The sequence below is a fragment of the Bacteroides sp. GD17 genome (assembly GCF_038448625.1).
In the GTDB taxonomy this organism is placed as follows: domain Bacteria; phylum Bacteroidota; class Bacteroidia; order Bacteroidales; family Bacteroidaceae; genus Bacteroides.
The window spans coordinates 16740-29398 of record NZ_JBCEZS010000009.1 but is presented as its reverse complement, the minus strand read 5'-3'; the positions used below and the strand labels follow the sequence as shown (position 1 = coordinate 29398).

General features: G+C 50.9%; 6 protein-coding genes. All 6 read right to left on the bottom strand.

The genetic code is table 11. The annotated features are described in order from the left end of the window. Positions 1–161: 161 nt before the first annotated feature. Genes AAE250_RS14805 through AAE250_RS14780 form a run of 6 tightly spaced genes read right to left on the bottom strand, consistent with a single transcriptional unit; the run spans position 162 to position 12581 of the window. Entirely contained in the window at positions 162–1313 is a 1152-nt protein-coding gene (locus AAE250_RS14805) for a glycoside hydrolase family 88/105 protein (protein ID WP_294598201.1), read from the bottom strand. 43 nt (positions 1314–1356) lie between these two features. Beyond that, complete coding sequence (locus AAE250_RS14800) at positions 1357–3426, bottom strand: beta-galactosidase (RefSeq protein ID WP_294598199.1); 2070 nt, start codon at positions 3424–3426, stop codon at positions 1357–1359. 14 nt (positions 3427–3440) lie between these two features. Continuing rightward, positions 3441–4736: a DUF4861 domain-containing protein gene (locus tag AAE250_RS14795; RefSeq protein WP_294598196.1), complete on the bottom strand. Its 1296-nt coding sequence runs from the start codon at positions 4734–4736 to the stop codon at positions 3441–3443. 9 nt (positions 4737–4745) lie between these two features. After that, complete coding sequence (locus AAE250_RS14790) at positions 4746–7298, bottom strand: hypothetical protein (protein ID WP_294598194.1); 2553 nt, start codon at positions 7296–7298, stop codon at positions 4746–4748. Between the two features lie 35 nt (positions 7299–7333). Beyond that, positions 7334–8533, bottom strand: a complete 1200-nt coding sequence (locus AAE250_RS14785; RefSeq protein ID WP_294598193.1) for a glycoside hydrolase family 88/105 protein — start codon at positions 8531–8533, stop codon at positions 7334–7336. Between the two features lie 22 nt (positions 8534–8555). Next, positions 8556–12581 carry a hypothetical protein gene (locus tag AAE250_RS14780; protein WP_294598191.1) on the bottom strand — a complete coding sequence of 1342 codons (4026 nt, stop codon included), beginning with the start codon at positions 12579–12581 and terminating at the stop codon, positions 8556–8558. Between the last annotated feature and the right edge of the window lie 78 nt (positions 12582–12659).

Genomic DNA, 12659 nt, shown 5'->3' with positions numbered 1-12659 from the left:
CACAAGATGGCATCTTATGCTGCTCAAGATGGCATCTTATGCTACACAAGATGGCATCTTGTGCATCGAGGGGAATAGTGTTCAAGGAGAAGGCCGATAGTGTTCTGCTTCTGAAGGGTAATAGGTGATGCCTATATATACTTCTTCTGTGGAGAGACGGGCTATTGTACCGTCAGTTGCCGGTATTGGTCGTAGAACATGACAGCTATGCCGAAAGCGTATGCCCGCGCGTCTACTATGTCTCTGTTGTAATAGTACTCTTTATCGCCGATACAAGTGCCGCCGCAGATGTTCTTCATCTTCAGATATTGACCGGCAGATTGCAGACTGTTGGCTTCCAAACCGTTGTAGGCGCGTTCTATTGTGGGCATGAATTTATCTGCGGGCACTATTCCCAGTGCGATGCCTTTGGCGGCTGCATAGGCAAACATGGCGGTGCAGGAGCTTTCGATGAAGTTGCCCGTTTCGCCGGGATAGACGGGCAATTGGTACCAGTGTCCGGTTTTCTCGTCCTGCAAGGGGTAGAGGGTGTCGAGCTTCTTGATGAGGGAGGTCTTCAGGTAAGAGTAGTTTTCGTCATCTTTGGGCAGCAGTTCCAGCAGGTCGGCCAGGGTCATGACGATCCAGCCATTGCCGCGTCCCCAGAATTCGTTGTTGCGGCGGTTGGGGTTCTCGGCCCAGCCGGGCTGGCAGCAAGGGTCTTGCGAGGGGATGGTGTCGTTATCCCAGCCATGATACCACAGTCCGGTTGCCGGGTCTTCCAGCTTCTCGGCATGCTTTTGCAGTTGGGCGATGGCTTCGAGGAGGAAGGCTTTGTCGCCGGTCAGCTTGTACATCTGCATCAGGAATTCGCCTACCATATATACAGTGTCGTCCCATAGTTCGATGACTTCTTCGCGGTGGGAGACGCCGCCGTTGCTGGCGCGGGGGATGTTCAGGTATTGTTCGAAGACTTCGAAGGCTTTGGCCTTATAGCGGGCATCGCCGGTGGCTTGTGCCAGGTAGGCCAATCCTAAGCCGGAAATGACGGCGTTGGGATGCAGGCCGTTGGCATCTTGGAATGTGGCTTCGACGGCTGTTTGTATGTAGGGGAACAGGTAGTCTTTATCCTGATTGTTTTCGCAGCGCATTACGACCGATTTCAGAAAGACGGCTTCATTCCAGTTCCAGATGTAATCTTTGGCAGGCATGTATTCTTCTACTACATATTGGGTCAGTTTGTCTCCCCAATTATCCGATTGCTTCTTTGAAGAACAGGAGGAGAGGGACAGGATGCCTGCAAGGCTTAGGCAGGCGATGAGATTCTTTTTCATGATGTGTGATTCTTTTGCTGATATAATCTAAATAAAATATCTGTTATCTTACTTGCATAATCATGTAGTCCATTGCTTTTACCGTTACCGATGCAGAATACTTCTCACGGGTTTTGATATCTGTTACCGGAGCATTGACGCTGATTGTTTGTTCTTCGTAGGAGAAGTTGATGGCATAGATGTACTGCCTTCCGGAGGTATTTTTCAGTTCGGAGATTTCTACCTGTGGGTGACTGCATTGAGCCAGCGGTCTGATGGATGAGGCAGCAATGGCTTCTTCCGTCAGTTTGTCGATGATACTTTGTTCGGGTACGGTGGCTACGTAATAGACTCGCCCCTTGCCATAGTTATTGCACGTGATGGCCGCGCTTCCGGCAAAATAGTTTCCACTGAACGATGCAAGCGGCCGGGCGGTGGTGAGGCGCAGCTGGTCGAACCAGAAGCGACACTCGCCCGTGAGTCCGTCGTAGGTCAGGCTACCTGCTTTGCGACCGAACAAGGCTTCCTGCTCTTCCACTTCGATGCCGGCCAGCCGTTGTAGGGCAGTGGTTACCGGGGCATCCTCCTTATGTAGGTGAATGTCGCGCACGCCACTCACGCAAGTCAGTAGGACGACAGCCCCCCGCGAGGCGGCCTCTTCCAGCCGACGGCAGAAGTTGGGAGAGGCAATGGCAAGATAAGGTACTACAATCAGCCCGTATCTTGTCAGATCCGATTGTGAGGAAACCACATCCGTCATCACTCCCCGGGTGCGGAGGGCGTGATAGTAGTGGTATACTTCGCGCAGGTATTTCAGGTCGGGGCAGAAGGTGTAGCCGTTCTCAAAAGCCCAGTCCGTCTGGAAGTCGCGGATGATGGCGGCCCGGGCTGTCGGCAGTAACTCGCCTGTGCGGGCATAAACTTCCTGTATCTCGGCAGCAGTCTGTTGCAGTTCGTAGAATTTGGTTCGCTTCGCGTTGTCCGATTCCACTACGCCTGCCATCAATTGCTCATGTCCCGAGGGGAAGGCGCGGAAAGGGAAGAAGACGGATAAGTGGCATCCGTAGGCCAGTTGCTGATGGCTCCAGAGGCGAGGGAAGCCGGGTTTCACAATCTCCTTCTGGGTCAGTGCCGTCCGGCCTATCTGCGCTTCGGGCACCCAAATCGATCTGGCCTTTCCTCCCCGCACTATCTGCATGGCAAAAGATGTCATGGCGGGGTCGAAAGGAAGTCCTTGCTCGTTGCCGTAGAGGCTTTCGAGGGTGACGTTCACAGGATAATTGTCAAACGAGAGTACATCGCAGGCATCGGAGAGCCGGTAGAGGTCCATGGTGGTGACGAAGCCGCTGCCCCCGATGTTGGTGGTGATTGTCATATTCGGAGCCACGGCCTTCACGGCATCCCGTTGCAAGGCGATGAACTCCAGTGCCATGTCCGAATTGAAGCGCTGATAGTCCAGATAGATGCAGGGACTGTCCATCCGGCGGGGCAGCCATACTTGCTCAAAGTCATCCAAAGTCTCGCTCCAGAAGACGGTACCCCAGGCTTGGTTCAAAGCTTTTATGGTCTGATACTTTTTCTGTAGCCATAGCTTGAATTTCTTCAAGCATTCGTGGCAATAGCAATAGGGATCCTCGGTGCCCGGTTCGTTGTCTATCTGGAAGCCGATGACGGAGGGGTTATCCTTGTAACGTTCGGCCAGTGTGCGGGCGATGCGTACGCAATATTGGCGGTAGATTTCGTTGTTCAGGCAGGCATGCCGGCGGCGTCCGTAGGGCTTTCTCATTCCGTTAGCCTCTACCATCATGATGTCGGGGTGTGCGTCGTGCATCCATTTGGGGATGGCGGCGGTGGGGGTGCACAACAATGACTGTATGCCGTGCTGTGACAGTGTCCGGACAGCATGATCCAACCATTCCAGTGTGAACGTTCCATCCTTGGGTTCCATGCTGTGCCAGGCGAAGTCTCCCATGCGAGCCACGTTGAAGTGTGCCTCCTGCATGAGGCGGGCATCCTTTTTCACTTGTTCTATTTCCACTTGTTCCGGGTAATAGGCTGCACCTATGTACACTTGTCCGCAGAGTGACAGAGAACAGGTCAGGAAGAGCAGGGTGGTGATGAACAGTTTCTTCATGTCTCTTTTGCAGGTTAGAGGTGAGTGATGATGGGGTGGTTCATGCATTGTGCCTCATGGGCTATCAATGAAACAAACGCTTCCCGTTCGCGGAACCGTTCGTCCCTCAGTTCCCATGCGGCGTAAGCCCGGTAGCTGTATGTCCCGTCGGCATCGGGCTTCATTTTTACGCACCAAGTTTTCAGGATGTCGGCATTCTCTTCCGGAGTGTGGAAAGTTTCTACCAGATTGGCGGTGGGTATCAGGATACCCATGCCGAAGTAGAAACTGCCGTTCACTGTTTGCTTGTCGTGGGTGAGTATGGCATGCTGCTTTCCCTCGTATTCTTCTTCTATAAAAGGCTGTGCGTTCAGGTTGTTGATAACGCCTGTCACCAATTGGTAATGCTCCGGCAGGGCAGAAGTCCATACTCTCTTTTCATATCCGTACCGGCCTGCCCAGATGCCTATTTCTTCGCAAAGGTCTATTTTATGCTCCTTTATCTGCCAGCCTTTGTACTTCAGGCGGAAGATGGAGCGGACAGGACCTTTTGTGACCAGTTCGTAATAGGTGGAATCTATGACATCTTCCGTAAGGTCGTAGGGGACTCCCATCCTCACCAGGCTATCCGGCGTCTGCATGGCCAGTCCGCCCAACCCGAAAGAGTTGGCTGCACTCATAATGTCGCAACCCCATTCGCGCAACACTTGATAGGTGTTTGCCGGACATCCTTCTGCACTGATGCCTACGGTGTCCAGCACCATTTCGGGGACGCGCTTGCCGAAGACGTCACAGCAATTACGTCCGTCGAAGTATTGGCGGAACCCCATCCGGTCGTTCTCCCAAGCGGGGCCGTCCATTTGGTAGGGATAGCCTTCGGCACCACGGGGAAGGTTATACTTGCCGTGTGAGTCGCGGATCAGGGCATCAATCACGCCAGGGGTGTTCATCTTGCCGTAGCGGACGTTGGTGCGGGGAGTGAACGAAGGATATTCTCCCGCCTTGAGCCATTTCACTTTCAGGCTTGCTTTCTCCGCAGGGGCGAAGGTATATATAAATGCCAGTTCATCCCACATCCCGTCTCCGTCAAGGTCGTCGAGCTGGCAAGGAATATACTCTCCTTGTTCATTGGCGACGGCGGGCAGAAGACGGTTATCAGCAGGTTTTAACTGTGCACGTGTAAGTATCAGGGATTCGTCTTCACGGCTGATGTTCAAGGGATTCTCTAAGGCAAATTCTTCCAAGGGGCGCGGAGCGTTGCATCCGCAAAGAGCGGTGAATGCCCCCGACAAAGCAAGGCAACCTGCTATGAACTGATGTATTGTCTTCATGAATATTTCTTATTTATTGCGTGTGACTCCCCATTCATTGCCGATTCCCATGTTGATTTCCAGGTTATTTTGTTGCCATTGGATGCTGACTTTATAACCTTTGTTTCCCAAATTCTCGATCTTTACGTCGCGAGAAAACTTGATAGCATCCATGCTTTTGGAGTGTGGAATCAGTACCGACAGCCAGCGTATGGGCTTTTCTGCTTCCAGCGGGCATTTGCTGTAGATGGCATAGTCATCGTTCTTCCAGTGTTTGGGCTGGTATTGGATGCCGTTCTCATGGCCTGCAGGTGCGTCGAAAGCTACGAACAGGCATTTCTCCCCTTCGCCGTACTTGTTGGTGAATGCCCGTGCTTGTGCGGGGTAGTGACGCAGGGAGGCATCGAACCAATTGGCCGTCGCTCCATCCGAATTGCCGCAACGGGGGGCGGAAGGTACATGCCATACGGGACCGGCCACCAGTCCGTCGGCGTTCTTTCCAGGCAGGAACTCATCCAGCACAATCAGGAAACCTTCCTCAGTCAGCAGGGTGCTTCTCTTCCAGGACGAGTCGTGCGTCCAGATTTCTTTGTAGGAGGCGTAGCCGTAACTGTCTTTGCCTTTGTTCTCGGCACAGGCATCGGTCAGAATGCCGCCTTGTTGGCGGTCCAGACGCAGGTTGTGCTTCATGTTATTGTCATTGAAGGCAATCAGGATAGGCACGCGCGTCCATCCTTTGATGGGGGTGACGTATTTGTAAGACAATCCGATGCGGCTGTAGTCTTCGTTTACGTTGATTTGCTCGTCCGTCTTGATGCGTAGCACGGTGCGCCCGTAGCGGGTGCGGATGCGCAGCACTTGTTTACCGGTTTCCGCATCCGTCACAATGGCATAATCTTCCTTGGGCAGTTCCGTTTCGGGGAACTGCTGCGTCTTGTCGGGGGCCACGAAACCGAACGACAACTTGTCGGTCAGTTTGTCGAAGGGTACGAGTACTCTTTCTCCTTTGTCGCCCGCGATGAAAAGGTCGCTGATGTAGATGTCGACGGGAACCTCCGAAGGGCATACATTGCGGTATTCATATCCGCCGAACCAAGTCCGTCCGGGGAATACTTTGCCTACCGCTTCTTCTCCCCCGGTGGGAAGCAGGGCGAATTCCAGGCGGATTTCGTGCAGGTCTATCCGGTCGTTATTGCCGGCTACAGCTTCCGGATTTCCCCACATATAGCCGTAAGGCGCTTTCTTGTCTGTCAAGGCATAATGCACATCGGTTGACTTTTTGGAGTTGATTGCATATCGTTCCGAAGGCATATATCCCCGGGCTACGCGCATATTGGCGGAAGAGTGATACCATCGGCCTGAATAGACTCCGGTAGTCTGGCGGAAAGGATATTGGGCATCCGGTTCGGAGACGAGCAGCGTATTGTTCCATGCCGGCCATTCATAACGGCCGCGGTCGGCCATAATCAGGGTGCCGTCCACTTCGTAGTGTATCAAGTCGCCGCGAGTATCGGAGATGCCGCCATGATAAAGGACATTACAGTCGTCCTGAATCCAGAACTGCGCAAACGGGGCTCCGTCCTCGCGCGAAGGGGCCAGGATGAGCCGGTCCTTGCTTTGATAAGTGGCAGGGAAGAGGCATTGCACGGAAGCCTGCATGTCGGGCACTTCCACCGGCATGTCAGCGTATTGCGGGTAAGTTTTCCGGAAAGCCTCTTCCGGCAGCCGCCCGGTTTTCATGTTGCCTGCCAGGTAGGTCTTCTTGAGTGCCCACAGGATGGTGGGGTCGGGACAAACTTCCATGATTGCCGCGAAGGCTTTTACGTATGATTCTTGGTCGTAGGGTTCTCCGTCTCCGGTAGAACATACCAAACCGGAGGAACTGACGTGGTTTCTGAACTTGTAATAAACCTGCTTTAGTTTGTCGCTTTTCAGTTCTTTCTGCTTGCCTAACTTTACTCCTAAAGCTATCAGACGTGGAATATTATGGGCTACGTATGCAGGTTCGTAACTGTCTCCGGGTTCATACCAATCATTCCAAACAGCTTCGGCGTATGCTTTCCACAGTTTGGCATCTTTATGTTTGGGGAATAGTTTGGCGGCGGCCAGTGCGCCCATGGCAAAGTTGGCGGCACGGTTGTTGGGGCCGCGCTCCTCACAGAAACTGATGCGGCTTGCCAGGGCTTCGGCCAATCGGTTGAGTTCGGCATCCATCAGTTTGTTTTCCTTGAGCAGGCGTATGCCGTCGAAGAATTTTTCGCGGGCGAAGAAAGAGACTTCCAAGGTCTTCGGTTGGCCTATGTTGGCTTCGAAGGCATCTAAGATGCCTAACATGAGATTTTTGCCTTGCAGCATTTTGGCTTTATCGCCTGAGGCTATCAGATCGTATGCGACATAGATGTCCTTGTCGTTACTATGATAGAAGGTGACATTGTCTTTGATTTGTGTATGGCGGATGATCTCTTGTTTCATTTCGTTGCGAGTCATCCGTTCAGGTGCTTTTTCTTGTGCACACAGCGAAAGTGTGCACAAGAAAGAGGCAGCCAATAAAGCATATCGGGGTATTGATTGTATGTTTTTCATCTCTTTTCGAGGTTAGTGGTGCAAAGAACGTGATTTTATTTGGTAAGTAGTGCATGAGCACACCATAAAACGGGGGCTTGTCCGTGGAGGTCGCCTGTCAGCGGCTTGCGGTTGCGGTAGTGGTCGCTGTTGTCTCCCAATATGGTGCCTTCACATACGGCTTCTACATCGCCCTTGTCATTGACGTAATGAGCCAGAGCTATCCAGCCGTTCCGGGCAACGGGGCCGTATTCTTCTGCGGGCAACCACCCTTTTTTGACCCCCGTAATCATGGCGTAAGTAAACATGGCAGAACCGGAAGTTTCTTCCCACATGGTGACATCGTCCACCACTTGCTTCCACATGCCGTTTTCGTCCTGGGTATCTTTCAGCTTCTCCATCATTTTGAGGTAGCCTTTCATGATGGCTGCACGGTCGGGATTGTCTTCCGGTAGCATACGGAGCAATTCAGACATGCCTACTGCCATCCATCCGTTACCGCGTCCCCAGCAGAAGGGGGCTGTAGGAGCATGATAGAACAGGCCGGAAGGTTGCTGGATGGAATCCAGGTAGAGTACCATTTCGCGTGCGGCACGGTCTATGTACTTGCGGTCCTTGGTCACGCGGTAGGCTTGTGCCTGGATAGTAGTTATCATATACATGTCGTCCAGCCAAAAGCGGGTTTGCCAGGAGTAGCCTTTGTCTGCCCATGCCTTTTGTTCGGGCTGGCAGATGTCGGCATCAACGAAGTCGCCATACATATTGCTTTGCAGAGTTTCTCCTTCCTTCAGCTTCCAGCCTTCAGGCAAGTCCCATTGAGAGTCGGCGTACATCATGCCCAAATCTTTATAGCGCTCTTCACCGGTTTGCAGGTAGAGTTCCAGGGGAACGGCGCCGAACACATTGTTGTCCACATGGTTGGGCTTGGGTTGCAGGTAGGCTTCAGTAGTGAACAAGGGTTCGAAACGGGCTTTCAGCCGTTCTGTAAGTTCTTGATTGTTCGTCTCTTGGGCAAACCAAAGTCCGCCCAGCCATGTGCATACATCGGGATAGGTGATTTGTGTCCTCGGTTCGTTGACGCGTAGCGGGCTGCCATACTGAGAGTGCCTTTGTTCCAGGAATCGGTTCGTAATCTTGTTTCCTATCTCTACGGGGTCGGCTTCTTGGGGAAGGTTGTCGAAATACCCGTTCTGCTTTGGGGTGCAAGATGCCAAGGCCAATGCGGTCAATGCTGCTGTGAATAATCTACTTTTCATATCTTCTTGTATTTTTATATTATTAATTCGGATAATACTTTTCGGGTGTCATTGCGGCGGGGACGTATGGCTCCATCCAGAATGCGGAAGTACGTTTGTATCTCAGTTCTGTATCCGGATACCAGTTGGCCCAAGATGCCGGATGGGTGTCTGCAACCGGAGATTTTAGGCTTTCGCCATAGCCATTACCGGCGGTGACTGCGTATTCGTAGACGGTGAACGCGTCACTTTTGAAGTTCGCATTGTCCTGTTTGCCGGGATACGGACAAGACTTGACGACTCCTGTTGCGGTGGCATCGGTATATTCATTGGCTTTACCTTCGTATAGAAGTGTAAAAGTTGTATCTCCCGCTTTTCTCCGATAGAGGCGGTATGTCTGTGTACCGAGTACTTTTCCCCATGAGAGGCTTACCTGGTTGTTATCCAATGTCAAGTGCAGACCTTCCGGGTAATGCGGTGGTCGGCTGGTTGTATAAACCGGATATTCTTGGGCGAAGTCGGCGGTGCGCTTTCCGTTAAGGGATATGGCACGGACGTGTATCTTTCCGACGGGTTGCGGAGCCAGTTTATAAATGCTCTTGCCCGTCGTGCCGACTGCTTTCCAAGTCTTGGCGTTATCTTCCGATATTTCTATTCTTACTTTGGGGGCGGATGCCGGTATATTCAGATAAATAAGCGCTCCGTTGGTAGTATACTCCGTATCGGTAATGTAGGTCGGCATTGGAGTTACTTCGCGGGCATATTCGATGGTATGTTCTCCTTCGGGCAGGGAAATGTCTGTTGTCCCCCGGCAGGCAATGCCGTCTATATAGAGTTTGCCTCCGGCTAATCCTTTTAAGGTCAGCTTTGCTTTTCCATCGCTTTTGTAACGTCCTTTGCAGGTGTTTACGCTTGTACGGGTCATGGCAATGGCCGTTCCTGTTTCTGACAATTCGATGGAGAACCCGTCAGCGGAAAGACTCCTACCTTTCATCAAGGCAAGCTGCAGGGTACCGTCATCCATCCGCCGGATGACTCCGGCTTCTCCGATGAAGGTCTCTTTTTCTGTCCGGTGGTTAATCTCCGTGCCGTCACGGAAGATGATATCCATGCTGTGGGGGGCTTTGATATGCAGAACATTGGTAGGAGCATCTTTCTCTTCGGGTACGAATTCATAGATATTCGTTCCTTTCAGCAAAGCCGGGTTGACAGCTTTTCCTTTTTGAACGGTGACTTCTCCTTGCTTGTGTGAGACAAGTGTTAGCAATGAGCCGTCCGCATCCCGGTAGAATCCTTTGGAGTGATTGGTTTCCCCTTTGGTCCAGTTGGCGTTTGCAGCTTTCTTGCCAAAGAACACGATTTGTGGGAATTCGTCTTGTTTCTGCACGAACCAGGAAAAGCGTGCGCCGGCTCTCCAGTTCGTTCCGGTCTGGTCGTAAAGCAGGAAATAGTCTGTACCTACTAGCATGACACTACGTGACAAGTATTCCGGCCAGGCGAAACTGTTTTCTCCAGTGGCGGAACGGAGTTCGGCCAACTGAACGATATCTAAGTCATAGAGTGGTGCTACAAGTTCGTTCATCCCGATGTTGCAGAATGCACCGTTCTTCATCACTCCGAAGTTGGTGACACCATCCAGGTTGTTCTGCATGTGGTCGCCTGCCGCTTCGTTCTCGTGTCCGGTGTAGATTTTGCCTTTGGCATAGAAGTAGAGCCCTCCGGAATTTCCCTGGCCTTGGTGTCCCCAACGGTAGTTTGGTCCTTTGTCTACTTGGTTCAAGTGGATGGATAATTCTTCTTCCGTATTTACTCCGGCACGTAGTACGATGCCGTGTCCGGTGTACTTCTTGCTTCTTAAGTGAGGATTGGTCCCGAGATTATTGCCCGGATATTGCTGCTTGTGCACATTACTCCAATTAGTATGGATATCTTTGGTCTCGACTCCGGGGCCCATTGCACCGGTCCAGTACAGATGTTCTGCCAAAAGAGGATTGTAGTATTGCATCCAGTCTGCCAATTGATAAACTTGAGCATACCGGGGTACAAACCTTCCGCCGCCATGAGCACCGTGGGGAGGGTAGCCTCTTTCCGGTATCTTATTTTTATAGAGAACAGGGGCAGTCATCATATCCAGCATCCATTGTCCCCGTTGTGCCATGTATTTTCCGGCAAAACGGTTCTTTCCATCAAATACTTTTAAGGCTATATTGGTGGCGGAAGTAGGACGTAGGAAGGCCCAATTGTAGATGCCTAGACTTTCCACCCAGCGTCCGCCATTGGATTCAAAGGTTGGCACTTCGGGCCGTGTATAGAAGATTCCATATATTTCGAGGGTTTTCTCGAAGAAGTCCGCCCATTCTTTTGCCATGGGATGTTCCGGATAGAGGAAGGCCATCTGGCCGGGCACAGCCCAACCGTCTGCTGCCATGTTTGCCGTTCCGGCCAATGAGGTACGGATGGTATTCATCGCTTCCAATGTATTGACGTAGGCAGATATCAGCAGCAGGCCGTCTACGGTCTTTTTCTGTTGTTCCGTCAGCTGTTTATACAATGCCAGATAATCTTCTACCCAGCTACCGAAGAGCGGACGATGGGAAATGGAGTGAATGCCTGGAAAGCCGTTTAAGCCCGTCATATAATAAGTCATGGGGGAGGTGGTTATTTGCCGGTAAAACTCTTCCACTGTTGGCGATTGAGCTTTCCCTGTAAAAGGAGTATCCGGATGCTTGGCATTAACCGGATACTCCAGAACCCAATCTTTCACCTTATTTAAACTTAATAGCGCATATTGGCGATGTAGTAACATTGCATAGCGAAATCCCATTTCGTTGGAGTGGTCGGAACCACCTCGGGCAGATATCTCATCAATCGCTTTATTGAACTTGTCGACTGCGCCTTGTTTTTCTTCAATGCTGTAGAAGGTCAGGGCAGTGGAGCGACTGCCGGAACAAAGCGGATATTTGAAGTATAATTTACGATTGTCGTACCGGAAGTAAACCGATAAATCGGGAGTTGGCTGCCAGATGCCGTATTGCCGGTCGTTCCATCGGTTATGGTCGTAAACAAAGACACCTAACTCTTTGGCACCTTTTTGTGTTTCCCAAAAAGAGATAGCGGGTACTTGTTCGCGCGTGGAATTTCCGCCGAATGGTAAAAGGCGGTATAGCATTTGTTTGGCAGGTTCTTCTATCCAGCCCATTCCTGTCCAGTGCGGATCTTCCTGACACCAGCTGGTATATATAGGCTGGTCAATGGGTAAACCTCCGTTTATGGATACTTCTTTTTGTCTGTCCCAGTTTCCGTAGCGATGGGTTGGATGGAAGTCGCTCCATTCCATGTCGACAAACACTTCATCCTGTTTTGAGATATTTTCCATTTGCTCATCAAGGATGACAAAAGGATATCCTTGTACAATTTTTACTTTGGCATAATAAGATGCATTATTGTTTAATGTGTAGAGTATGCCACATTCTGCAAATAGGTCTCCGGATTCCAGAACAGTTGTTTTTATTTCCTTTACGGCGAGGCGCCCGGGATACAATTTGTTATTGCCTGTTTTTTGTTGCTTATCCAAGATAGAAATAACAGGTGCAGGGATTGCATCCATTTGATAAATTCCTCCTGCGGGGATTTCTACTCCGAAGTTTCCGTCACTGATTAACCAAGTCGTTTTTTGCTTGAGGATTGTAACTGGAGAATCTTGCCGGGCTGTACCACTCTTTCTAACGTATAGCGTATAGTCAAAATCTCCTCCACTTGGCAATGCTGTAAAGAAATTGATGACAGCAGATTCCAGTTTACCGTCTCTGATAACTTTGTCCGATAACTGGAAAGGAACCGATTTCTTCTGTTTATTATCGAACAAGTCTAGTTCCGATTCGGATTTTAGTGTTTCTGCAAAATGAATCGGATAGCTTAGTAGCGTACGGGGCCAGTCGTATATGGACAAGTTGATGCAATCTTTCCGGGAGAATTGCACCGGATTCTCCTTGGAAAGATTGGCCGGTTGTGCATGACCTGTTTTCGCAAAGAGCAATACTAAGAATAAAACAATAATGTGGTTCTTCATGGTCTCAAGTGTTGCATAATTTTTCTGCAAACTTAGCCGAAAAGCCTTTGACAGACTATGAAAATAGTGTCAAAGGCT